This is a genomic window from Kordia sp. (assembly GCF_965224175.1).
GTDB lineage: Bacteria > Bacteroidota > Bacteroidia > Flavobacteriales > Flavobacteriaceae > Kordia.
In genome coordinates, this window is record NZ_OZ245041.1 from 368,213 (window position 1) to 392,464 (window position 24,252).

The 24,252-nt window shown below is 32.3% G+C and carries 20 protein-coding genes; 11 read left to right on the forward strand and 9 right to left on the reverse strand.

Translation table 11 applies throughout. The annotated features are described in order from the left end of the window. Nucleotides 1–13: 13 nt before the first annotated feature. Nucleotides 14–289, forward strand: coding sequence for a hypothetical protein (locus tag ACOQOS_RS01775; RefSeq protein ID WP_420573243.1), 276 nt, complete (start codon nt 14–16; stop codon nt 287–289). A gap of 31 nt (nt 290–320) precedes the next feature. On the opposite strand, the gene ACOQOS_RS01780 is transcribed toward ACOQOS_RS01775, so the two are convergent. Further along, nucleotides 321–947, reverse strand: a complete 627-nt coding sequence (locus ACOQOS_RS01780; RefSeq protein ID WP_420573244.1) for an SMI1/KNR4 family protein — start codon at nt 945–947, stop codon at nt 321–323. Nucleotides 948–1,227: 280 nt separating this feature from the next. On the opposite strand from ACOQOS_RS01780, the gene ACOQOS_RS01785 reads away from it, so the two are divergent. From ACOQOS_RS01785 to ACOQOS_RS01800, 4 genes are all read left to right on the forward strand, one after another. After that, entirely contained in the window at nt 1,228–3,804 is a 2,577-nt protein-coding gene (locus tag ACOQOS_RS01785) for a TonB-dependent receptor domain-containing protein (RefSeq protein WP_420573245.1), read from the forward strand. Between the two features lie 20 nt (nt 3,805–3,824). Further along, nucleotides 3,825–5,477 (forward strand): PQQ-dependent sugar dehydrogenase, encoded by a 1,653-nt coding sequence (locus ACOQOS_RS01790; RefSeq protein WP_420573246.1) that lies wholly within the window; start codon nt 3,825–3,827, stop codon nt 5,475–5,477. Between the two features lie 184 nt (nt 5,478–5,661). Beyond that, on the forward strand, nt 5,662–7,836 hold the full coding sequence (locus ACOQOS_RS01795; RefSeq protein WP_420573247.1) for a M1 family metallopeptidase: 2,175 nt from the start codon (nt 5,662–5,664) through the stop codon (nt 7,834–7,836). Nucleotides 7,837–7,934: 98 nt separating this feature from the next. After that, nucleotides 7,935–8,162, forward strand: a complete 228-nt coding sequence (locus ACOQOS_RS01800; RefSeq protein ID WP_420573248.1) for a hypothetical protein — start codon at nt 7,935–7,937, stop codon at nt 8,160–8,162. An 86-nt stretch (nt 8,163–8,248) separates the two neighbouring features. On the opposite strand, the gene ACOQOS_RS01805 is transcribed toward ACOQOS_RS01800, so the two are convergent. Then, entirely contained in the window at nt 8,249–8,773 is a 525-nt protein-coding gene (locus ACOQOS_RS01805; protein ID WP_420573249.1) for a hypothetical protein, read from the reverse strand. A gap of 177 nt (nt 8,774–8,950) precedes the next feature. On the opposite strand from ACOQOS_RS01805, the gene ACOQOS_RS01810 reads away from it, so the two are divergent. The 3 genes from ACOQOS_RS01810 (at nt 8,951) to ACOQOS_RS01820 (ending at nt 12,198) form a co-directional block, all read left to right on the forward strand. Beyond that, nucleotides 8,951–10,846: a T9SS type A sorting domain-containing protein gene (locus ACOQOS_RS01810; RefSeq protein ID WP_420573250.1), complete on the forward strand. Its 1,896-nt coding sequence runs from the start codon at nt 8,951–8,953 to the stop codon at nt 10,844–10,846. A gap of 115 nt (nt 10,847–10,961) precedes the next feature. Further along, nucleotides 10,962–11,441 carry a hypothetical protein gene (locus ACOQOS_RS01815; RefSeq protein ID WP_420573251.1) on the forward strand — a complete coding sequence of 160 codons (480 nt, stop codon included), beginning with the start codon at nt 10,962–10,964 and terminating at the stop codon, nt 11,439–11,441. A 184-nt stretch (nt 11,442–11,625) separates the two neighbouring features. Continuing rightward, nucleotides 11,626–12,198 (forward strand): hypothetical protein, encoded by a 573-nt coding sequence (locus ACOQOS_RS01820; RefSeq protein ID WP_420573252.1) that lies wholly within the window; start codon nt 11,626–11,628, stop codon nt 12,196–12,198. A gap of 21 nt (nt 12,199–12,219) precedes the next feature. Here ACOQOS_RS01820 and ACOQOS_RS01825 read toward each other — a convergent pair whose 3' ends face one another. Continuing rightward, nucleotides 12,220–13,773 (reverse strand): FMN-binding glutamate synthase family protein, encoded by a 1,554-nt coding sequence (locus ACOQOS_RS01825; protein WP_420573253.1) that lies wholly within the window; start codon nt 13,771–13,773, stop codon nt 12,220–12,222. Between the two features lie 6 nt (nt 13,774–13,779). Then, nucleotides 13,780–15,048 (reverse strand): amidohydrolase, encoded by a 1,269-nt coding sequence (locus tag ACOQOS_RS01830; protein WP_420573254.1) that lies wholly within the window; start codon nt 15,046–15,048, stop codon nt 13,780–13,782. A gap of 140 nt (nt 15,049–15,188) precedes the next feature. On the opposite strand from ACOQOS_RS01830, the gene ACOQOS_RS01835 reads away from it, so the two are divergent. Beyond that, nucleotides 15,189–15,776 carry a hypothetical protein gene (locus ACOQOS_RS01835; RefSeq protein ID WP_420573255.1) on the forward strand — a complete coding sequence of 196 codons (588 nt, stop codon included), beginning with the start codon at nt 15,189–15,191 and terminating at the stop codon, nt 15,774–15,776. Nucleotides 15,777–15,831: 55 nt separating this feature from the next. Here ACOQOS_RS01835 and ACOQOS_RS01840 read toward each other — a convergent pair whose 3' ends face one another. Together ACOQOS_RS01840 and ACOQOS_RS01845 are read right to left on the reverse strand one after the other, a co-directional pair. Continuing rightward, entirely contained in the window at nt 15,832–15,966 is a 135-nt protein-coding gene (locus tag ACOQOS_RS01840) for a hypothetical protein (protein ID WP_420573256.1), read from the reverse strand. Nucleotides 15,967–16,062: 96 nt separating this feature from the next. Then, complete coding sequence (locus tag ACOQOS_RS01845; RefSeq protein ID WP_420573257.1) at nt 16,063–17,310, reverse strand: hypothetical protein; 1,248 nt, start codon at nt 17,308–17,310, stop codon at nt 16,063–16,065. 147 nt (nt 17,311–17,457) lie between these two features. Between ACOQOS_RS01845 and ACOQOS_RS01850 the strand changes: the two genes are divergently transcribed. Together ACOQOS_RS01850 and ACOQOS_RS01855 are read left to right on the forward strand one after the other, a co-directional pair. After that, nucleotides 17,458–18,462 (forward strand): hypothetical protein, encoded by a 1,005-nt coding sequence (locus ACOQOS_RS01850; protein WP_420573258.1) that lies wholly within the window; start codon nt 17,458–17,460, stop codon nt 18,460–18,462. Nucleotides 18,463–18,591: 129 nt separating this feature from the next. Continuing rightward, entirely contained in the window at nt 18,592–20,931 is a 2,340-nt protein-coding gene (locus ACOQOS_RS01855) for an ATP-dependent helicase (RefSeq protein WP_420573259.1), read from the forward strand. A gap of 89 nt (nt 20,932–21,020) precedes the next feature. Here ACOQOS_RS01855 and ACOQOS_RS01860 read toward each other — a convergent pair whose 3' ends face one another. From ACOQOS_RS01860 to ACOQOS_RS01870, 3 genes are all read right to left on the reverse strand, one after another. Beyond that, the gene (locus ACOQOS_RS01860) at nt 21,021–21,500 is read right to left on the reverse strand and encodes a hypothetical protein (protein WP_420573260.1); all 480 of its coding nucleotides are present in this window, start codon (nt 21,498–21,500) and stop codon (nt 21,021–21,023) included. 170 nt (nt 21,501–21,670) lie between these two features. After that, nucleotides 21,671–22,165 carry a hypothetical protein gene (locus tag ACOQOS_RS01865; RefSeq protein ID WP_420573261.1) on the reverse strand — a complete coding sequence of 165 codons (495 nt, stop codon included), beginning with the start codon at nt 22,163–22,165 and terminating at the stop codon, nt 21,671–21,673. 56 nt (nt 22,166–22,221) lie between these two features. Next, a complete protein-coding gene (locus ACOQOS_RS01870; RefSeq protein WP_420573262.1) occupies nt 22,222–24,210 on the reverse strand; it encodes a leucine-rich repeat domain-containing protein in 1,989 nt (662 codons plus the stop codon). Between the last annotated feature and the right edge of the window lie 42 nt (nt 24,211–24,252).

A 24,252-nucleotide genomic window follows, 5' to 3' on the forward strand; every position in this document is an offset into this window, starting at 1 on the left:
TATTTGACATCTTATGAAGAAAATTATTGGATATATACTTTTAGCAATTGGCGGTTTTATAGCGCTTACTTTACTTACTCAATTACCAAAAACCATAAAAGCCCTTTCTAATACTTCCGAAACATATTCTGGAGGAAATGAAACTGCGTATATAGCTGGAGCGATTACAGCGTTTGTTATGATGCTTATTGTAGCGTTTTTAGGTATATTTTTTGGATTAAGATTGCTTAAAAAAGACAGAAAACAAACATTAACAACAAAAGAAGTTGAGGATGTTTCGAAACTGTAGAAAGGTTGATTCATTTTTATCTAAATTTTAATTATTTAGAAATAATTTTATTGAGCCAACTCTCATACCAATCCAAGAAATTCTTTTCTTCTTTATAGTGTGGCGGATATTCCAATTCGTCATAAATATTTATCACACGACCTCTTTGTGTACCATTCAATACGATTCCATTAAAATTGGAACAACCGGCATGACCGATAGTTAAGATTCCTGCATACATGCTAGCTTCAATCTCATCAAATTCATCATCGGTTACATCATCACTAATAGCTTCATATGCTCTGTCCCACATATCAAACGTAGTATTTTCAGTAAAGAAAACATCTTTTTGTAAATATCCAAGTTCAGTATTAGCCACGCAATTTATAAAAACAGATCCTAGTTTATAAATTCCATAATCTGGACCAGCAGCAGAATTTCCTGTTATTGAATTTTTATAATGATTTCCTCCATTGCCTATTTGTGTTAAAAAGGCTCTGTAGCAAGACGGAAGTTTGATATTATATTTTTCTTCAAACTGTATGACTTCTTTTTCTGTTGCAGGCGTATCTATTATATACTGATGAGAACGCGCACCAAAAACGTTGTATGAAGTATCTATTTTTTTTGCTTTGGCTAACTTTTCTTTGATTCTCTTTATCTGCTTGGTGTAATCCATTATATACTATTCTTCTTTTAAGACTTTCTCAAAAATACCAACTTTGTATACAATCTTCAAGTGAAATCATGTCTAATCTTGTATAAGAACGCAATAAGTCTAGCGTTTCAAGAAAGCTATATGTTTCACAATCTTCATCATAAATGTTAACTTTACGCAAACGAACAACAAAAGAAAAATAATCTGTTTATTTTTATACCTTAAAACTAAATTCGTGCCTACAAAAACGCTAAAAACCTTTATCCTTTTTCTATTATTTTTTAGTTTAACAGATGTTGTAATGTCTCAAGATCTAATGTACAAAACGGTAGAAGGAATCTTGATCAATGAATCGACAAATCGTCCATTAGAATGGAAAACTATAACACTGTCAAATTCACAAGTGAAAGTCGAAATACGAATGAGTGATGATGGTAAGTTTTCTGCAATCATGCCTTTTAAGTCATTAGATGAAGAAATTATGATTTCTTTTGAAGGATATCATTTAGAAACGACCGTAATAAAAATAGATGATTTTGACGCTAGTATTACATTACTTCCAAAAGATAAAAAGCTTGATAAGCTGATTGTAAAAGGATTTAGAATTGATACTAAAACAAACGAATTTTTGCTAAACGATTCAGCTAAAGGAATCATCATTGACCAAGCTACCAATATACCTATCGCCAATGCAGAAGTTAGCGTGCGTCAACCGAATTTGAATGTAATGGCGCGAACCAATGATAAAGGAGTTTTTTATGTAGTAGTTCCTATGTCGTCTTCAGCAAATAACGTAACAATATCAAAAGAAGGATATTATGAAGTTGGTTACCTTGATAGTATTAATTCCGACAATAGAAATCCTATAATTACATTAGTTCCCAAAACAAACGAACTCGATGCGGTAATTATCAACGGAATTACGATCAATCAAAGACTGAAAGAAACAACAGAATCGGTAACAATTGTTCCACAAAGTGAAATTAATAGTGAAAATACGGTACAATTAGCACCAATATTAAACAGAGTTCCTGGAGTATTTATGCAGAGTGGTTCGCTCAATACGAATAGAATTACCATCAGAGGAATTGGCGCACGAAGTCCATTTTCTACAGCAAATATTCGTGCGTATTACGTAGATATTCCGCTAACAGATGGAAATGGAGAATCGGCAATTGAAGATTTAGAATTAGCAGCGATCTCACGTATGGAAATTCACAAAGGACCTTCTTCTAGTAGTTATGGTGTTGGACTAGGAGGAACAATTTTATTATACCCTGAATTTGCTCAATTTAACACAACAAACGCTAATTTATATACGACTGTCGGTAGTTTTGGATTATTTAGAACAGTTGCCAAAGTATCGCATGGAGGCGAAAAAGCAAATGTAAATGTAATTTACAGTAACACACATTCAGACGGTTACCGTGATAACAATTCTTTAGACAAAGCTACAGCGACGATTACATCCAATTGGTTTGTAGATGATAAAAATGAATTGACTTTCATAGGAAATTATACAAGTCTAAAAGCATTCATTCCAAGTTCATTGAATAGAGAAGATTTTGACAATTCTCCCAGAAATGCGGCAACTTTTTGGAAAAATGCCCGCGGATTTGAAGATTTCAAAAAAACACTTTTCGGAATCAACTGGAGCCATACTTACAACGAAACTTATACACAGAAAACGAGCGTATTTACAAGTTTTAATAACAATTACGAACCAAGACCTTTCAATATTTTAGAAGAAAAAGCAACCACTTTTGGTATGCGCACACGTTTGTTAGCAACCAAAGACTTTGAAAATTCATCTTTAAAATGGTCTGTTGGTGGCGAATTGTTTTTTGATGATTACAACGCGAAACAATTTGATAATCTCTACCAAGATTTCCCTGACGGAACAGGAAGTGTTGCGGGCGATATTTTATCGAATATTGATGAAAACAGAAACTACTTTAATTTATTTGCAGAAGCAATTTACACTCTAAAAAAATTATCAATTAGTTTTGGATTACATGTAAATCAGACAAAATATACTGTTGAAAATCAGTTAAATAATTCATCTGAAGAAGATTTTACTTTTGATGCTATAGTTTCGCCAAAATTAGGTTTAAACTATGAAGTTTCAAGCAATTTCAATGTATTTGGAAGTATTGCTCATGGTTTTTCTACACCAACAACCGAAGAAACTTTATTGCCAGATGGTGTTTTTAATCCTGAGATAAAAGCGGAACGTGGTTGGAATTTTGAAATTGGTTCTCGATTCCACACTACAGATAGAAAATTATCAGGTTCAGTATCTATATATACAATGGCAGTAAGTGACTTGTTAGTCAATAGAAGAACGGCAACCGATCAAAATATCACCTTAAATGCTGGGAAAACTTCGCATAAAGGAATCGAAGCAGCACTAGGTTACGAGCTGATCAATAATCGTAACTTTTCAATGAATTCATACATAAACGCAAGCATTAATGATTTCACATTCAAAGAATTTATGGAAACAAATGCAAACTTTTCTGGTAATGACCTTACGGGAGTTCCAAAATCTGTTGTAAATTTAGGAATCGCAATGACAAGCCGAAAAGGGTTTTATGGACGATTAGATTTTCAAGCAGTTGGAGAAATGCCTGCGAATGATGAAAACACAGTGTATAGTGATGCTTTTGAATTGTTAAATGGTAAACTAGGCTATCAAAATTCTATTGGAAATCAATTTACATATGACTTTTCTATTGGTGTCAACAACATATTTGATACCAAGTATGCATCACAATTACAAGTAAATGCATTTGGAAACGACACCAATGCGCGTTATTTTTATCCAGGACTTCCGTTTAATGTATATGGCGGCGTTCAGTTAAATTATCAATTATAAAATACAATAACCAACATATTATGAAACCATCTATAAGTTTCCTCATCTTAGTTACGTTGCTTTTTATCTCTTGTGGAGAAAAACAAAAAGAAGTCGCAAAAGTAGAAACAGAATTACCTGTTACGTTAACTGCCGTAAAAACTACAGAAGAAATTACAAAAGATCAAGAGCAATACAAAGCAGCATTAGTTGTGGATGGCATAGATGTTCCTTGGGGAATGACTTGGTTACCAGATGAAAGTATGTTGGTAACAGATCGTTCAGGAACTTTATATCATGTAAAAGACGGAAAAAAAACGGCTATAAAAAATGTACCTGAAGTATTTGCGCGTAATCAAGGTGGTTTGTTAGATGTTATGATTCATCCAAAATATAAGGACAATGGTTGGATTTACATTACATATTCTATTGTAGATAAAAAAGAAAAAGGAAGTCATACTGCATTGATAAGAGCAAAATTAAAAGATAATGCTTTGACTTCTATTGAAAAATTATATCAAGGAAGTCCAAATGTAAAAACAGCGCATCACTTTGGTTCTCGTATTGCATTTGATGCGGATGGATATGTGTATTTTACAATTGGCGATCGAGGAAAACGTGATGTAAACCCGCAAGATATCACGAAAGATGGAGGAAAAGTATATCGTTTGCATGATGATGGACGTATTCCAGCAGATAATCCATTTGTAGGACAGAAAAATGTAAAAGAAGCGATTTACTCATACGGACATAGAAATCCGCAAGGAATGGCTGTAAATCCACGTACAGGACAAATCTGGGTTCACGAACATGGACCACGCGGCGGCGATGAAATCAATCCTGTAACAAAGAAAGTAAATTATGGTTGGCCAGTAATTACCTATGGAATTAATTATAGTGGAACCACAATCACAGAAGAAACTGCTCGTGAAGGCATGGAACAACCTTTATACTATTGGGTTCCGTCAATTGCGCCAAGCGGAATGGCTTTTGTAACAAGTGATGTATATCCTGAATTAAAAGGACATTTATTAGTAGGTTCTTTAAAATTTCAATATTTGGAATTATTAACGCTTACGCGAGATGAAAAAGTAGCTAAGCGCGAAAAATTACTCAACAAAATTGGTCGTGTGCGCTCAGTACGTCAAGGTCCTGATGGTTATATTTATGTTGGAGTTGATGGAAAAGGTGTCTTTAAAATGGTAAAAAATTCATCAAGTAGCAGTACGCAAAATTCTGGAACAGCAAGTGCGGAAAGTGAAGAAACTCCAACAACTACCGAGAATACTGAAGAAACAACTACTGAAACTACAGAGTCAAAATCAGCTTTCATGCAGCTTGCATCTGCTGATGCGAAAAAAGTAGAAGAAAGTTTAAAACGAGGAAAAGCAGTATATAATAATGTTTGTGCACAATGTCATTTACCAAACGGAAAAGGTGTTCCAAGCGCATTTCCACCATTGGCTGGTTCTGATTGGTTGTCAGGTAAAGTTGTAGAAAGTATACGTTCTGTTAAATTTGGATTGAAAGGAGAAATTACAGTAAACGGAAAGAAATACAACGGAGTTATGCTTCCGTTAGGATTGACAAACAAACAAGTAGCAGATGTAATGAATTATACTTCTAGTTCTTGGGGAAATACTACCAAAAACTTTTACACTGCCAAAGAAGTTGCGAAAGTAAGAAAAGAATAAATATGACTCTTATTCAACTATTTTCAGAGCAAAATAAAACATTTTTACAATATCAACTTCTGTCGAGGTAAAAAAGTAATACACTAATTACTCAGCCTAGAGTAGCAGACTAATTATTATTTAAAATACATATACATAATACACTGAAATTATACTATTTTGGTGTATTATTTGTTTATAGCTTATGATGAAGAATATTTTTACCTTTTTTATATGTTGTGTTGCTTATGTTGGATTTGCACAACAAACAACACTTGTCGATTTTAAAACAGCAACTGTAGACATTGTAATTCGTCCAGAAATCAAACAAGTTGGCATTGATGTACAATATGAATTTGAGATTTTAAAAGATACAGACACTATTTTTATAGATGTTGGTCAAGTGTCGCATTACGAAGTTCACAAGCAAACATTTAAAGGATCTGTAGAAGATTTAGGTGATCAATTAGCATTAAAAAGTCGTTTTAAAAAAGGAGAGAAGCATACTATTGGATTGGTATGGTTTACAAGTCCTACTAAAGCAATGTATTTTATTGATTGGAATACTGTTGGAGGAAGAAAACAAGTTTGGACGCAAGGACAAGGGAAATATACAAGCAATTGGCTGCCTAGTTTTGATGATGTGAATGAAAAGGTTGAATTTGATTTCAGTATTACGTTTGATAAAAATTATGAAGTTATTGCCAACGGAAAACTCATCAAAAAAGAATCGCCAAATGATTCACTGACAAAATGGTATTTTGATATGAAACAGCCAATGAGTAGTTATTTGGCTGCGATTGCTATTGGAAAGTATAAAAAGAAAGTAGTTACTTCAAAAAGTGGCATTCCATTAGAAATGTACTATTATCCAGACGCAGAAGCAAAGTTTGAACCAACATATCGTCATACCAAACGTATTTTTGATTTTTTAGAAGAAGAAATTGGCGTGCCATATCCGTGGCAAAACTATAAGCAAGTTCCTGTAAAAGACTTTCTATATTCTGGAATGGAAAATACTGGAACAACTATTTTTTCTGATAGTTTTTTGATAGATAGCACAAGTTATGTAGATCGAAATTATATAAATGTAAACGCACACGAGTTGGCGCATCAATGGTTTGGAGATTTAGTCACTGCAAAAAGTGGAACACATCATTGGTTACAAGAAGGTTTTGCAACGTATTATGCGTTGTTGGCAGAAAGAGAAATCTTTGGAGACAATTATTTTCATTGGAAATTATTCAAGTCTGCCATGCAATTAAAAGCATTAAATGAAGGAAAAGGAGAAGCTTTATTAAATCCGAAAGCAAGTAGTTTAACCTTTTATCAAAAAGGAGCTTGGGTTTTACATGTATTGCGAAGCAAAGTAGGAGAGAAGCCTTTTAAAAGAGCTGTACAACGTTATTTAAATACTTATAAGTTTAAAAGTGCCGAAACTAATGATTTTATAAAGATTGTAGAGGAAGAAAGCAATCAAAAGTTAGATGATTTTGTACAAACTTGGTTGGTAAATCCACAATTGCCAGCGAGCTTTTACAATTATGAAACGCTACTCACTAGAGGTTCAAAAGAAAAAGAAAGTCTGTATGATTATCTAGGTGGAATTTCTGGAGTGCCAGCAATGGTTGCACAATTTAGAACGTTCAATTCAAAAAAAGAAAATTCAGAAATTTGTTTAGATATTTCTAGAGCAATCAATTTGTTTATGAATGATTTGATTCGTGAAAAAGATCCAATAGCAGAAGAATTAATAGTCAATCTTGTCAAGAATATTCCAAAAGAAAATTCTGAAGAAAGAATACAAACGTATAAAAAAGCTTTTGCGACGAACAATTTGATGGTACGACAAGCCATTGCGCAAACATTGACTGAAATTCCTGTAGAATTGAAATCTGATTATGAAACCTTGCTAAATGATGCTTCTTATGTAACAAAAGAAGCAGCTTTGTATAACTTATGGGCAAATTTTCCAGCAGATCAGAAGAAATATCTCGATCAGACAAAAAATATACATGGCTTTAACGATAAAAGTTTACGTACACTTTGGTTAACGCTTGCGATTGTGACTAAAAACTACAGCGGACATGATACGCCAAGGTATTACAAAGAACTTTCAGACTATACTTATAAAAGTAATCATTTTGAAGTGCGACAAAACGCTTTTGTGTTTATCAACGAATTGCGTTCTTTTTCAGACAAAAACTTAGCAGACTTAGTAAATGGTGCGATACATCATAACTGGCGATTTGCAAAATTCTGTAGAAATTTATTGGACACAATTCTTAAAAATCCTTCGTATACAGAAAACTTAGAACGCACAAAAAAACTTCTTACCGAAAAGGAATTGCAATTTTTAGAAAAGCGAATAAAACCATAAATATATACTACCAATCGTCTTTTATATATCACGACTATAATACATAACAAACCGCTGTGTTTTTCTATACATTTGAGTTCATTTAAATTCAATATGTTATGAAAAAGAAGAATATTAAAACCTTCAATTTAAACAAGAAAACGATCTCAAAATTTGAAAAAGATGCTATCAAAGGAGGAATAACAGATGATAGATTGTGCACTTTTGTAATAACAGCTTTTACTTATGGAGTTTCATTAGCTGTATGTGATGATGATGACACTTTTGATAGTTGTAATTGTATTACAGATAACAATGAACACTCGTGCGTGTGTGGAATCGCTTAAATTAATGATTAAAAATAAAACGGTTTTTCAACATTATGAAAAACCGTTTTTTATATTTTCTTGTGTTTAGCGTTTTAAACAAATACTTAGGTATTTAATAAATCACCAACTTCTTTCTTTATAAAAGCTAATGCTGTACTACTTGGCGATTCTTGTTCCATCATTTCGGTAAGAACGACTTCACGTAATTTATCGGCAGAAGTTACTTTTTCTGATAATCCTGCCTTACGAATCAATTGAATCGTCGTGTTTTTTGAAGCAATAATGATATTCCAACATTGATCGCTCATGTATATTTGCTGCGATAAATTATGATCAAACTCTTGTTCGATACTCATAATCAATAAACGTTCATAATCTTCTTTATCGGTAGAATTTGGCGATACACGAATCAATAATTTTGCAGGCGCAATTCGTTCTAAAAATAAGGAAAGTCGCTCGTAGGCTTGCAAACGTAATGGAAGTGCTTCTTTTTGAGCGTCTTTGTGCAATAAATAACGTCTTCTTTTGTCTTCATTTGTCATGTGATCTCTAAAGAAAAAGTACGCAATTCCTCCCGTAATAATCGCTGGAATGGTATAGGATAATAATTCAAAAATTCTTTCTTCCATAAAATAGCAGTTTTAGCAAACATAATATGTTTTTACTAACTGGGCAAATAAAGATTTATTGTATCAAAAAGATGTTTTAATAAATGAAACAATAGCTTCTTTTAATGATGAATTGCTCCACAGAAGTAGCACTTTATTTTTGAGTACTAATTTTAAACTCTTACTAAAATTCTCCTCATGAAAGTAAATCTGTATTGCTTGCGTATATTTTTATGCATGTTATTTTTTAATGTTGTAAAGTCACAAAACATTAACATTCCTAATTATGATTTTGCAACAAACTTGAATGGATGGTCTATTACAGGAAATAATATTTCATTAGCAAATTCTGGTACTGATTATACTGGCGGTGTACTGTATATAGTAAATCCGACTTTTAATGATGAGACTTTCGTATTAACATCTTCCTCTTTTCCTTTGTTTGCAAATGACAACTATGTATTCTTTACAGAATATGGATATTATTTGTTTGATCCTATGTTTGGAGTAAATCAATTTGGACAATTGAGTAATGTAGTTTTGAAAAACTCTTCAGGAACTGTTGTGCAAACATTTAATCTAAATTGTACAGTTTTTGGAAATGGACTTGATTATTGTACTTCTTCTCCTTTTCTTATAGACACTACTGATACGTATTACCTAGAATTAACAGGAACTGTTAATCATACTGATCCTAACAGTTACACGGAAGCGAATTATATTTTTAGTACTATTAATCTGTACAAAGACAATTCCCCACATAACATTCAAGGTAAAGTTACGTATGATGAAAATGCTGATAATTGTGCAACATCAACATACACGCCAGCTAATATTCAAATAAAAAGTACAGCCTCTACAACAGGAAATGTGTATTATTCAAATACAAATTCTTTAGGGAATTATGGTTTTTCATTTGAAGAGACAGGAACAGTAATCACAGAAATACCCAATGGAACTATAACTTCAAACCCTATAAACTACTCAAATACATTTACCACTGCACAAACCATAAGTAATCAAAATTTTTGTATTACTTCAACCATAGTTGGTACTGATGTTTCGGTTGTAATACTTCCAACTACAGACGCGCGACCTGGTTTTAATAGTAGTTATAGTATTTTGTATACCAATAATGGAGGAACAACAGCAAATGGAACTATTGATTTCATATATGATAATACATCTGTGAATCACTTGTCGTCTTCTCCAACAGAAAACAGTTCGACTGCAAATTCACTACATTGGAATTATTCAAACTTGCAACCTTTTGAAACAAGAATAATTAATGTGTTTTTTAATATAAATACGCCACCAACGGTTAATAATGGTGATGTTTTATCTTATCAGGCTAACATAACTCCACTAACAGAAACAATTACAGCCAATAATACATTCGATTTACAACAAATAACCATTGGTTCGTATGACCCAAACGATGCTATCATTTTACAAGGTCCATTAATTACGGCAGCACAAGCATTGGAAGATTTATACTTTAGAATCCGCTTTCAAAATACAGGAACAGCTTCTGCTATTCATATAAATGTAAATACGGTTTTAGATACTGATTTAGATTGGTCAACATTTACACCAATATATGCTTCTCATGCATATACAACTACTGTAAACAATGGTGAAGTAAACTTTAAGTTTGATAATATCAATTTAGCTGATAGCACAACTGATGAACCAAACAGTCATGGTTATATAATTTTTAAAGCAAAACCTAATACAGGATTTACGATTGGAGATATCATATCATGTAAAGCAGATATCTATTTTGACTACAATTTACCAATCATTACAAATACCGCAACCACTCAGATTGATGGAACACTTTCTTTGAATGATGTATCAAATAATGAAGTTTACTTTACAATGTATCCAAATCCTGTGAAAAATCAAGTTGAAGTTTCAATACAACAAAAAGCTAAATATATAATAGTGAATAGCCACGGACAACAACTTAAAAATGGAGTTTTGTATCAAGGAAAAAACACACTCAATCTTGAAAGTATTTCGAATGGGATTTACTTTTTAAAAGTAATTTCTACTAATGGTTTCATAACTAAGAAAATAATTAAACAATAGTTTGAAAATGTATCTTGAACTATTTAAGTTCTAATTGTCAGATATCTAAAATCATAAAATTTTATTCGTATTATATGCTTTATTGCTTAAATTACACGGAAATTAATATGCATAGATGAAAGCAGTTACCGTAACGATCTTAAAAAAAGAATTGAATGAACATTCGCATCAAGAACTGATTGATATCTGTCTAAAATTAGCAAAGTTTAAAAAAGAAAATAAAGAATTATTGACCTACGTTCTTTTCGATTCTCGTGATGAAGATGCCTACATTCGTGAGATAAAGGAAGAAGTAGATGAAGCTTTTTCAAAACTGAATCATGATAGCTTGTACTATGTTAAAAAAAGCTTGCGTAAAATTCTACGCATGCTTAAAAAGTATATTCGTTACTCCAAAAAGAAAGAAACAGAAGCAGATATTCTATTGTACTTTTGCGGAAAGCTAAAAGAACTCAAACCTTCACATAAACGCAGTTTGCAAATCGTAAATATTTATGAACAGCAATTGCGAATGGCAAAAAAAGCTGTTAGTACGCTTCATGAAGACATACAATATGATTTTCATCTAGAAATAGAAGAATTACAAGGAAACTAATACATGGTTTACTCACTAAAAAGCCTTATTGACTCATTACAAGTTGATTTGGCTTCTATTTATACATATATTGAATAAAAAAATGATGAAAAATATAATATATATAAGTCTATTTTTTCTTCTTACTACATCTTTTGTTTCCCTAGATGACGTACATGTATGGTTTCCTTCTGAAATAGGTATTATGAAAAATTGCCAAGAGGATGAAGTTGTAATAGAGTTTCAAATAAGAACAAATTCTAGAAAGAAAATAACAGCACATTCTTTCAATTTAGGAGATACTGATTTTATCTTTGAAGTAAACGGTGAAAAAAGAAGTACTTCGGAAACGTTTAAATTCAATAAAAGAAAACCTTTACAATTGACATTAAGATATAAGCGTAATCATGATAAGAAGCAAGATGTGTTAAAATTCAAAACTGATAGCCAAGAGTATTTAGATAATTCAATTACTATTGATTATGGAATTTATATAATAACTTCGGAAGAGATCAGGAAAAGAAAAAAACAAATTATCAATATTTCTGAAAGTTGTAGTGATCGTATCAAAATTTCTTTTCCTTACGGAGGAACTGTTTCATCTGCAACAGTTTACAAAGACTCTGTGCAAAGTATAGACGCATCTTATAAGCATACAACTTATAAAATAATGGATAAGAATAACTTTTTAATATTCTCAAAATCAGATATTGGCATATATGGAGTCAGTTATGGATCATGTCATTGGGGAAATGATTTTGTATTACAGATTAAATGATGAAGTAAAACAATTATCAAATTACTTTTTCCCTCCTAAATGCTCACAACTTTGTAAAGACGCCATTCCGTCAAATGGAACAGGAGTTTTTTGATATCTATAGGTAGAATCTAATTCTTTAGACAAGTGATGATCATCTACATTTACTTCAATATCTCTCATATTAAATTGACACGGATGTTCATAACCAGCGGCATGTGTAATTTCTATAAATTCTTTTCGAAACGTTTTAAAATATTGTGCCAATCGTACAGATTTCAGTGTAGGATCAATTCCACGTTGTAACCATTTACTTTGCGTGGCAACTCCAGCAGGACATCTATTTGTATGACAAACTTGCGCTTGAATACAACCAATACTCATCATCGCTTCTCTGGCTACATTAATACAATCAACACCCATTGCAAATGCCATGGCAGCTTTGGCAGGAAATCCTAATTTTCCACTACCTACAAATACAATACGCTCTGATAATCCTTTTTTCTGGAATAATTTATATAAATCGGCAAACCCGTAAACCCAAGGTAAAGAAACATGATCCGCAAAACTTGGAGGCGCTGCTCCAGTTCCACCTTCACCACCATCAACAGTAATAAAATCAGGACCTTTTCCAGTTTCTTTCATGATATCTGCTAATTCTTCCCATTGTTCTAGCTTTCCAATAGCAGCTTTAATTCCTACGGGCAAACCTGTTGCTTCTGCAATGGCTTCCACAAAATCTACCAATTCTGGAACATTAGAAAATGCTTTATGATTTGGAGGAGATAAAACATCTTTTCCAACTTCAACACCTCTAATTTTTGCAATTTCGGGAGTAATCTTTTTTCCAGGTAAAACACCACCTTTTCCAGGTTTTGCTCCTTGTGATAATTTTACTTCAATGGCTCTGATGAATGGATTATCTTCTACCAACTTGATCATTTTTTCCATAGAAAAACCTCCATCTTCCGCACGAACACCAAAATATCCAGTTCCAAAGTGAAATACAACATCGCCACCATGACTGTGATATGGAGACAAACCACCTTCACCAGTATTATGATATGCATCTGCCATTTCAACACCTTTATTCAATGATTCGATGGCTCTTGCAGAAAGTGAACCAAAACTCATAGCCGATACATTAATTACAGAAGCTGGACGATAAGGACGTTTTCTTTTATTGAATTCACCCATCACTTTCGCACAAGGTAAAAATGTTTTATCTATTGCGTTTGGATGATTTTCAGGAACTTTATATGGCATCATTGCATTGTTGATAAACATATGATGATGTGCATAGATATCTCTATCTGTTCCGAAACCTTCGTAATTGTTTTGTTTTTTTGCTGATGCGTAAATCCAACCGCGTTCTATTCGGTTAAAAGGTAATTCCTCGCGATTATTTGCTACAAAATATTGACGAATTTCAGGACCTATACTTTCAAACATATATCGTATGTGTCCAACGATAGGGAAGTTGTGACTGATAGTATGTTTTCTCTGTAAAATATCGCGAATAGCAATAATAAGTAATGCAATCAGTATCCACATCCACCAAGAGATGTTTCCTAAAAAGTTTAAAATCGAGTCCATATAATATTAATTGTTGAGATAATCTAGACTTAGTTGTACAAAAGCTTTTACTCCGAGTTTCATTCCACTTTCATCAATATAAAAATCAGGAGTATGGTGTGAAGTAGCTTCTTTTCCTATAGGTTTTCCTCCTAAAAAGAAATACAACCCAGGCACTTCCTTTTGAAAGAATGAAAAATCTTCTGCGCCTGTAATGGCTTTTATTTCTTTTACATTTTCTGTACCAGCAGCTTTTTGTAAAGAAGCAAGCATATTTTTTGTTAGTGTTGGATCGTTGTATGTAATTGGATATCCTTTTTCAATGTCAATACTAGCTTCAGCTCTGTAAGCTTTTGCAATAGCAGGAACCATTTCTTTCATACGTTTGTTAATAAATGCTTGCATATCATAATCTAACGTACGGATGGTACCAATTAATGTTGCTTCTTCCGGAATGATGTTGCTACGTACACCACTTGTAAATTTTCCAACCGTAATCACGGCACCTTCTTTAGTCAACTCAGATTCTCTACTGATAATAGTTTGCAAACCATCTACAATTTTCACACTCGCCATAATTGGATCAACACTTGTCCAAGGTCTTGAGCCATGACTTTGCTTTCCTTTTACTTTAATTTCAAAGCTTTGTGAAGCCGCCATAATTCCGCCAGGTTTATAACTAATAGTTCCGACATCATATCCTGCGCTAATGTGTAATCCGAAAATAGCATCTACATTAGGATTTTTTAATACACCTTCTTTCACCATCATTTCTGCGCCACCTTCTTCACCTTTTGGAGCACCTTCTTCCGCAGGTTGAAAAATAAATTTTATAGTTCCTCTAATTTTGTCTTTATGCTTTGAAAAAATTTCTGCAGTTCCCATTAATATAGAAATATGTGTATCGTGTCCGCAGGCATGCATAACACCAGTTTCTACATCATTGAATGTAGTACGAACTGTAGATTTAAAAGGAATATCAGTGCGTTCAGTTACAGGAAGCGCATCAATATCTGCACGTAATGCAACTACTTTTCCAGGAAGATCACCTTTTAAAATTCCAACAACGCCAGTATGCGCTACACCAGTTTGTACTTCCATTCCTAACGATCGAAGATGCTTGGCTATTTTTTCAGCAGTTTTAAATTCTCTGTTGGATAACTCAGGGTTTTCATGAAAATCACGTCTCCATTCAATCAACTTTGCCTCAATAGCGTCAATATCCTTTTCAAGTCCGTATTGTGCATTTGCGAAACAAAAGGAAAGAAAAAAGATAGTAAGTAGTAGTTTCTTCATAATATTCGTGTGGTTGGGAATGATTGTGTATTCAAATATATTCAAATTTTTTATTAGAGCGTAAGGAATTATAGAAGTATCAATACATTGGTACATATTTTGTGGTTTATCTGCGGAAGCAAAACCATCAAACAGTAATTATGAAGAAAAGTAAAAGACGACAAAAATCTCTTGTAAGTATATTTCCAATGATTACAATTTTTGGAATGATCATTTTTGGTTTATGCTCTTTTTATGAACCTGATTGGCATTTTGATTGGCAAGGAATTCGTCCAGAAGTAAAAAATACAGTTTTAGAAGTAAAAGATAGAGGAGTTGATCATATATATTCAGGGGAAGCAGGTGGAATATCAACTCAATATAAAAAACAACAATGGTTGCTCAAGTATGCAACAGCAGATGAGTTACAAAAGTTAACAGCGTATCCTGACGGAACTGTAAAAGTAATTGCATATGAAGGATTATTAAAAGATCCTTCCGTAAAAGATAAAGCTTCCATTGTGCTGAACGTTATCAATGATACTGTGACTAAAGTTTATTATACTATTGGCTGTATTGGAGATAGGACAGATGTAAGTGAGTATGTGATGCGACATACAGTATTTAACAATTTGATTTATAGTTCAGGCGCTAGAGAAATAAGAGAAGGCTTTAAATTTACAGATTCACAAAAGAAGAAAATACTTTCTGAATATTATAAAATTCATGATATAACTATAGAAAACTAAAAAAGCTTCCAGTTTCCTGAAAGCTTATTCTTATAATTTTTACTTCGTCTATTTATTAGTTTTGAGTACACATAGGACAGACCGAATTAAAATCTGATTCGCCTCTAAATGGTTTCAATCCTCCTTTTATTTTTAGTTTTGAAATACAAACTTTTTTGAGTGTTAACTTTTTTAATTTTTGTTTTTTCATGATCTTATTATTTAAGGTTACTTAAAAGTAAGAAACATGATCTTTTTTAAATTACGGTAATACCGTATTTGTCTATTTTTTAACGTTTTATAGTTCTTATTTTTTACGAACTGGTTCTGGGAATAAAGCTTCAAATGTGTTTAATACTTGGTATGCATTTTCACAAATTCCCTGTGTCGGATGATTGTTTGAAGAATGATTCCAACGTAAAGCAATAATACTTTTGTAAATATCTAAGAAAGGAACATTTGTATGTACATAATACTTATAATATAAATACAATGCCGTTACTGTTACAGAACGACTTCCTCCATCATGACAATGGATGACTAAATTTCCTTGCGCATAAAAATTTACCATTCCGTCAATTTTTTGTTGCGTAGGTGTCGGAGAATTTAATAGCTGTTCTGCTTCCAATACTGCTGCAACTAATGTCATCATATCATTCTCATTACTATCAGTCAAACCAACTTTGTCTAATTGATTTAGATAGTATTTCTCTTTGGAAGCTAACTCAAAAGGCAATGCAGCTCTTTTATCTACTTGCGGATCTGAGAAAGGAATTTGTAAATCGGCAGCATCATTTTCTTCACTAGCAACATTCAAAATTCCTGCAATTTGATTGTCTATAATCGTTTGTTCAGATAATAAAAAACCTGCGCCAACAAATATAAATTGTTCTGTTAATCCTGCAGGAACATTTGCTTTTGGGACTTGAAAAATACACGTCATTGCAATATTAGGAAAATTTCCGGCTGGAGTTGGCATATTTGAACTAAACAAAACTCTTGGATCAATAGTTTGTAATTCCTCACAAAATGTTTTTGTGACAGGATCTGGAATAATATTATCGCTGTCTTCATACATGAGTAATTGAGGAATTTGTGCTAAACTATATGTTTGATTTCCATTATAGCTGAGCTTCCATACCAAATCAAAACAATCCTCAGGCCATTTGCTAGTAGGGACATCAGTTGCTCCAAAAGCTTTTGCAATAGCTTCTATGTCTGTGTGTTGCCAAGCGATTACAATTTTTGAATCTGTATATGAATCATCTTCAAAAATATGTGTAATCATTTCCTGATATTGATATTTTAAAAAAGAATCATGTAGTTTTTTACCCAAACGTTCAGCCAATGGTGTTACGGTTTCTCGAGGACGTTCGCTAGGACTTTTAGTTCCTACACCAGCTGCAAAAATATGATCAATTGTACCAAAAGCATCTGGTAAATAATAAGCAAGTGCTGCAGCACGTTCATAGCCTTTGGTAGATAAGTTTTCATTAGTTATATCTGCAGGTTTTTCTGCATGTCTTATGATAAAGATTTCTTTTGGATAACCCATATGATTAATTTTGTCTAAAATTAGCAAAATATCTGAAAGTTTTGATAGCGTAGTTTTACGTAATTTTAGTGTTTTAAATATGAGGAAAAACACTATCCTGTAAAGTAAAATAATTAATTACTTTTAGAAAAAAATAAATAACATACCATGAAGACGTTTCTATTAACCTTAATTATGACGTTATTATTATTTTCTGTGAATGCACAAAATACAAGTGATGACAGTGGATTTACAGATTATTATCCAATTGCAGAAAAACCGGCTTTTAGTTATATGTCAAATATGAATTCGACAGAAAGTATCCTTTTTGATGCAAAACCAGTTGTATATTACAGTGTTATCAATACGATGCGTAAAAATATGCAAGATAGTATTCACAAAGCTGGAAATGCATTTTATGTAACATTTCAACCACATATTAGGATGTATGCAGAAAATTCAAAACCTGTAAAAACACCTTCATATCGTATACTATTTGGTTGGCAACATATGATAAAAACGAAAAGTAATAACTTTTTTACTTGGGCAATTGAGAGCGGACATTATTCTAATGGGCAATCTGGTTGTGCTTTTTTAGTAGGAGAAGAAGACGAAACTATGCCATGTTCTGACTTTCATGCTACAATTACAGATGCTACAAATTTATCTGACTTACTCAATAGAAATAATGGAAACTTTTCTACAAATACAACAAAGCTTTCTTTCAATTTCCGTTTCAATGAATTGAATAAGAACGATGAACCTTATAAAATCCATTCATTTACAACTTCATGGGAATTGTATCACAATCGTTTTTTAGGATTGCTTGACTTTGGCGGTTATTCAGATTTTGACATCAATATTTATGGTCGAAATCGTTTTGGATTCGGCTATGAATATGAACATCAGTGGAAACCAAAAATAAGATATGCTATTGAGCAAAAATTTGAACTCATTCAAGGCGCGCATCCTTTTGTAGAACCTTTACGTAGCGAAACCACATTTACACTGTATCCTTTTAATCGTAACATCGGACTTTTTGTAAGTTATATTTACGGACATGATAATTACAACTATCGCTTTGTAGATTCTGGAAATCAGATTGCTATCGGCGTAAGTTGGGATTGGTTTAAACCATTTCAAATCAGTAGAGCAAAAGCTACAAATCTGTAATGAAAAACTAAGAATTTTAGATTCAGATAACAGAAAAAATAGTTTTATCAATAACCAACAAAAAAAGTGTATAACTTTCACAAATAGTTATTGTAATAGCGAGTTGAGTGTTTTATTTTTGAGGCAATTATGCAGCAAGACATTCATCACTATATAGATCAGCTAAATGACGCGCAAAGAGCGCCAACACTTCATAAAGATGGAGCGTTAATGGTCATTGCTGGTGCAGGTTCAGGAAAAACAAGAGTACTTACATATCGTATCGCATATTTAATGAGTCAAGGAATTGATGCATTCAATATACTATCGCTCACATTTACCAACAAAGCAGCACGTGAAATGAAAAAACGTATTGCAGATATTGTTGGAGGAAGTGAAGCTAAAAATTTATGGATGGGAACATTCCATTCTATTTTTGCAAAAATCTTGCGTTTTGAAGCTGATAAATTAGGATATCCGAGCAATTTTACGATTTATGATACGCAAGATTCTGAGCGACTGATTCGTTCTATAATCAAGGAAATGCAGCTTGATAAAGATATTTACAAGTACAAGCAAGTACGTTCTCGAATTTCTTCTTTTAAGAACAATCTAATCACTGTACGAGCGTATTATAACGATGCTGATTTAGTAGAAGCTGATGCGATGGCAAAACGTCCCAGAATGGGAGAAATCTATAAAGAATATGTAGATCGTTGTTTTAAAGCTGGAGCAATGGATTTTGATGATTTGTTATTGAGAACCAACGAATTATTGAATCGTTTTCCAGATGTTTTAGCTAAATATCAAGACCGTTTTCGCTATATTTTGGTAGATGAGTACCAAGATACCAACCATTCACAATATTTGATTGTAAAAGCTTTGGCAGATCGTTTTCAAAATATTTGTGTCGTTGGTGATGATTCACAAAGTATTTATGCGTTTCGTGGAGCAAACATCAACAACATTCTTAACTTCCAAAAAGATTACGACAATGCAGTAATGTATCGTTTGGAACAGAATTACCGTTCTACAAAAAATATTGTAGAAGCTGCAAACTCTGTGATCGAACACAACAAAACACGTTTAGATAAAGTTGTTTGGACTGCAAATGATCCAGGTGGAAAAATAAAGGTAAATCGCAGTGTAACTGATGGTGAAGAAGGACGTTTTGTAGCTGGTTCAATTTTTGAAATCAAAATGCAAGAACAGTTGCGTAATGGCGATTTTGCAATTTTGTATCGAACCAATGCGCAATCAAGAGCAATGGAAGATGCTTTACGTAAACGTGATATTCCGTATCGTATTTACGGAGGTTTGTCATTCTATCAACGTAAAGAAATCAAAGATGTTTTGGCATATCTACGTTTGGTTGTCAATCCGAAAGATGAAGAAAGCTTAAAACGTGTGGTAAATTATCCAGCACGTGGAATAGGGCAGACGACGATTGACAAATTAGTCGTTGCAGCAAAGCACTATGGACGTTCTATGTTTGAAGTGATGGAAAATATTTCTAAGATTGATCTTAGGATAAATTCAGGAACTAAAACAAAACTCGAAAACTTTGTCACCATGATTCGTAGTTTTCAGGTAATGAATGAAGGTTCAAATGCTTTTGAATTAACATCACATATTGCCAAAAAAACAGGTTTAGTACAAGAACTGAAAAAAGACGGAACGCCAGAAGGAATTGCACGTATTGAAAATATTGAAGAATTACTAAATGGTATTAAAGATTTCGTTGAAGGACAAGTGGAAGTGGCTGATGCTACTGGAGCTTTGGCAGAATTTTTAGAAGATGTAGCGCTTGCAACTGATATGGACAACGATAAAGGTGACGATGATCGTGTTGCTTTGATGACCATTCACTTAGCAAAAGGACTGGAATTTCCTTATGTATACATTGTTGGAATGGAAGAAGACTTGTTTCCTTCAGGAATGAGTATGAATACGAGAAGTGAATTGGAAGAAGAACGACGTTTATTCTATGTAGCGTTGACAAGAGCTGAAAAACAAGCCTATTTAACGTATACACAAAGTCGTTATCGTTGGGGAAAATTGGTAGATGCAGAACCAAGCCGTTTTATTGAAGAGATTGACGATAAATATTTAGATTACATCACACCAATTGATAATTATCGTTTCAAACCTTTGGTAGATAACGATATTTTTGGTGAAGTTGATAAAAGCAAATTACGTTTACAAAAACCAAAATCAGGACGTCCGCCAGTTGTAGGAAGTCCAACGCCTGAACAAGTTCGAAAACTCCGAAAAATAAAGCCAGAATCAGCACAAAGTAGTACGCCAAGTAAAAGTTTAACAGACGAACGTTTGGTGCCAGGAACAATGGTAGAGCATACACGATTTGGTCGTGGAGAAATTTTACGATTAGAAGGTGTTGGTGGCGATAAGAAAGCAGAAATCAAGTTTAAAGTTGGTGGAATTAAGAAGCTATTATTGCGTTTTGCAAAGCTGAAAGTGGTAAGATAAATTTGATTTATGAGTGTTTTGGTCGTTTGGTATTTTGGTACATTAACACATTGATACATTAGTACTTTGGAAATTTAGTATTTGTAAGATCAAGTTGTCAACTCTCGAATCATTTTTTTAAAATACGGATAATAAATTCGTCCCCACATTGGGTTTTTATCAAAATAAAAAGCTTCTCTCGTTGTTGTATCAATTACTACAGGAATGGTAAATGCTGCCCATTTTTTACCTGATTTAAGCTTTTTACAATAGATTTTAGCTTCTTCTGTGATATTTTCTGAAAGTAATATACAAATGACACCAACGCCCGATTGAAAACCTCGTGGCCAACCTTTGTAGTTTCTACTACTATATTCAAAACAGTATTTAAGATGTGATTCTATTGTTTGTACGGTAATTTCTGAATCTTTAGCATCACTAGCAATTATAAAAGTATTTAGTTGTGTTGCTAACCAACTCCAGCGAAATTGCTTGTCATACCCAATTACTGAAGGCAATTCACGAATGGTATCTCCAGAAAAGAAAATATTCTTTGATTGTAAATGTTTTTTTATCGTATCAAGAATCATATGTTTAGTCTTATTCTTTAAAAAAGTTCAGTTAATATAACGTTTTACCATTCTTATATTTTAGCTTATTTTCTTCTTGACTTATCCGATAGGAAAAAATAAGCTCACAACGATTGTTGTAATGAATTTAGAAGGCATCATAAAGGTTTTAACAAGATATAGAAATTCATTTAACTTTCATTAATAATGGATACGCATAACTCTTCAAAAGTTTGCAATTTTGTTGGATTAGGAAGCGAATCACCCATAAAAGCTGAACCATCATAAAACTCTTTGACTTTTCCAAAATAGTCTGATGACGAATCACAACATAAATATATATTTCCTTTGTCTCCTCTTACTCCAATAAAAATCCAAGAAGCTAATTTGTCTCCTTCTTCATCATAAGGCGACCATAAGGTGATATCGTTCATTGTTTGACTGATACAATCAACAATTCCAAAAAAGCCATAATCATCTCCAAGGTGATTAATTCCATTAGGAAAAGCCTTTAAAAATGTGATAAAAGAATCAGAGATTTTAAAATCCCTATAACTTTGATCACATATTTCAGAATAGACATCTTTGAAAACGTTTTCAAAAAAACTTTGAAAATATTTACTTTCTTCAAATTTGCTACCTAGAATTGATTCTTTCTTTAATTGTTCGATCAGTTTTTCGTCCATAGTAACTTTAATTAATAGAAAAATAAGTTTGATTTTTAGATAAGTTGATTTTTTTGTTAAATACCAAATTCATCTTCTTCCCAAACGGTAAAAAGTACATTAGGTAAACCACAATTGAGAATAATTTCTGGTTTTTCTATTTGTTTTTCCAGATCAGCTTTAATTGAATTACTAACCAACAAGTTCACTTGTTTTAAATTGGGCAATTCATTTAATACGCTTACATCTGCTACATTTGTAGCATACAAATCAAGGTATTCTAATTTTTTTAAATGTTTTAATTCAGAAATGTCATCCAGTTCATAGCTTTCTAAAAAAGTCAACCACTTTAGGTTTGGAAATTTAGAAATTCCACTTACATCTATTTTCGTAAAAATACTTGACATTTCAAGTTTTTCAAGATTTGGTAAATCTGTTATTTCAGAAAAATTCTCAACGCCGCTATTTGTTACATCTAATACTTTCAATTTCTTTAAGCCTGTTAATGCTAATGCTGGAACACCTTTTAGTCTTAAAAATTCTAAATTCGGAAATTGTGCTAAACCTTCAATTTTATATTCATAATTGGTAAGGTTTAATCTTTTTAGACTTTCCATTTTCGGAAAGGAGTTGATGTTCATAATTTCTTCAGAATCATAATCTCCCAATTGTAATGATTGTAGTTTCTTTAAAAATTCGAAACCAATAAAATTAAAATTAGATCCTAAATTTAAAAATTCTAAATTTTCAAGAGACTTCAAATTAAAGGTGTGAATTTCAATATTCTCATCATCATCTTCTTCATCATCAATAAAATCAGAAATAGATAGTTGTAATTTTTTTAAATTCTGGAGCGTTAAAATTGAGTTTACTGCTTGGATATTATCATCAGAATAATTGTTGATTTGTAAACTTTCTAACTCGGTAAAAGCTTCAATCAGATTAAAATTATGAATTGGACAATAATCCGTAATTCTAAGTGCTTTTAATTGTTTTTTTAACGGAAACAAAGCTTGTAAATCTCTATTTCCTTTTTCTTCAAAGAATTGAGATTTCACGAAAATTAGCTTCTTGAATTTAGAAAAATGTTCATAGTTCTCTATGACAGAATTTCTAAGATGTAAATTCTCAATTTGACTGGCAACTGCTGAAAATGCATCAACATTAAAAATAGATTGATCAAATGATAAGGTTTTAATATGGTCAAATTTTTCTAAAGAATCGATAGTTGTTTCTTGAAAATTCTCAAAATGCAATAGATGAACAAAGTTTTTTAATGAAACAATAGAACTCGGCTGTATTCTTTTTTTTCCTTTGGTAAAGTTGACTTTGATTTTCTTTTGAGAAGGATTTGCAATGATTTCTTTATCAGTAATTGTAGTATCTGAATCAATCTCAATTGACTCAAGTTTTGAAAATTCAGTAAGCTTGGCAATACGATCAATTTCACAGTTTTCAAATTGAATAGTTTCCAGAGACTCTTTAAAAGGGATAAAAGAAACATCTTTAATTTTTGTGTTATTAATACACATCAGCATTGCAGATGGCACACTCGTATTTGTCGATTGATACGTATAAGTAATAGAATCAAAGACAATTTGGTAAAGATTCTTTATATAGTTTATGTATTGAAGATTTTCAATATGACAATTTTTGAATTGAAGATATTTAACTCCAATTGAAGAAGATTCTCTAAAACATTCAAAACAACTTGCATCAACATTCATATTAGAAAAACGAATTTCAGCAGGAAAACTTTTTCGTATATGAATGTCCTTCGTTTTAAATGTCACATTATCAAAATACAGATACATGGACTTTAAAGCTAGTAATTGTGTGAAATTGGGAAGAATACAATTCTTTAGATATAAGTTGTTTAAGTTGCTTAAATGTGGTATTAATATGGAAATATCGTCTATTTCTATATCATTGAGATATAAAACTTCAAATTCATCATTGCGAAGCTTGTATGCATTTTTTTGATTTCGATCATATAATTTTCCATATTCTTTAACCGAAAGTTTTATACCCAAAATGTTTTCTAAGAGTTGTACTTTTTTGCTCATTTTTTAGTTACTTTCAAATACATTTTTTTACAGATTCCTGTT

Bases quoted from the DNA above. Each gene is read 5' to 3' on its own strand.
- ACOQOS_RS01775 (WP_420573243.1), top strand. From the start codon at position 14: ATGAAGAAAATTATTGGATATATACTTTTAGCAATTGGCGGTTTTATA.
- ACOQOS_RS01780 (WP_420573244.1), bottom strand. From the start codon at position 947: ATGGATTACACCAAGCAGATAAAGAGAATCAAAGAAAAGTTAGCCAAA.
- ACOQOS_RS01785 (WP_420573245.1), top strand. From the start codon at position 1,228: ATGTCTCAAGATCTAATGTACAAAACGGTAGAAGGAATCTTGATCAAT.
- ACOQOS_RS01790 (WP_420573246.1), top strand. From the start codon at position 3,825: ATGAAACCATCTATAAGTTTCCTCATCTTAGTTACGTTGCTTTTTATC.
- ACOQOS_RS01795 (WP_420573247.1), top strand. From the start codon at position 5,662: ATGATGAAGAATATTTTTACCTTTTTTATATGTTGTGTTGCTTATGTT.
- ACOQOS_RS01800 (WP_420573248.1), top strand. From the start codon at position 7,935: ATGAAAAAGAAGAATATTAAAACCTTCAATTTAAACAAGAAAACGATC.
- ACOQOS_RS01805 (WP_420573249.1), bottom strand. From the start codon at position 8,773: ATGGAAGAAAGAATTTTTGAATTATTATCCTATACCATTCCAGCGATT.
- ACOQOS_RS01810 (WP_420573250.1), top strand. From the start codon at position 8,951: ATGAAAGTAAATCTGTATTGCTTGCGTATATTTTTATGCATGTTATTT.
- ACOQOS_RS01815 (WP_420573251.1), top strand. From the start codon at position 10,962: ATGAAAGCAGTTACCGTAACGATCTTAAAAAAAGAATTGAATGAACAT.
- ACOQOS_RS01820 (WP_420573252.1), top strand. From the start codon at position 11,626: ATGAAAAATTGCCAAGAGGATGAAGTTGTAATAGAGTTTCAAATAAGA.
- ACOQOS_RS01825 (WP_420573253.1), bottom strand. From the start codon at position 13,773: ATGGACTCGATTTTAAACTTTTTAGGAAACATCTCTTGGTGGATGTGG.
- ACOQOS_RS01830 (WP_420573254.1), bottom strand. From the start codon at position 15,048: ATGAAGAAACTACTACTTACTATCTTTTTTCTTTCCTTTTGTTTCGCA.
- ACOQOS_RS01835 (WP_420573255.1), top strand. From the start codon at position 15,189: ATGAAGAAAAGTAAAAGACGACAAAAATCTCTTGTAAGTATATTTCCA.
- ACOQOS_RS01840 (WP_420573256.1), bottom strand. From the start codon at position 15,966: ATGAAAAAACAAAAATTAAAAAAGTTAACACTCAAAAAAGTTTGTATT.
- ACOQOS_RS01845 (WP_420573257.1), bottom strand. From the start codon at position 17,310: ATGGGTTATCCAAAAGAAATCTTTATCATAAGACATGCAGAAAAACCT.
- ACOQOS_RS01850 (WP_420573258.1), top strand. From the start codon at position 17,458: ATGAAGACGTTTCTATTAACCTTAATTATGACGTTATTATTATTTTCT.
- ACOQOS_RS01855 (WP_420573259.1), top strand. From the start codon at position 18,592: ATGCAGCAAGACATTCATCACTATATAGATCAGCTAAATGACGCGCAA.
- ACOQOS_RS01860 (WP_420573260.1), bottom strand. From the start codon at position 21,500: ATGATTCTTGATACGATAAAAAAACATTTACAATCAAAGAATATTTTC.
- ACOQOS_RS01865 (WP_420573261.1), bottom strand. From the start codon at position 22,165: ATGGACGAAAAACTGATCGAACAATTAAAGAAAGAATCAATTCTAGGT.
- ACOQOS_RS01870 (WP_420573262.1), bottom strand. From the start codon at position 24,210: ATGAGCAAAAAAGTACAACTCTTAGAAAACATTTTGGGTATAAAACTT.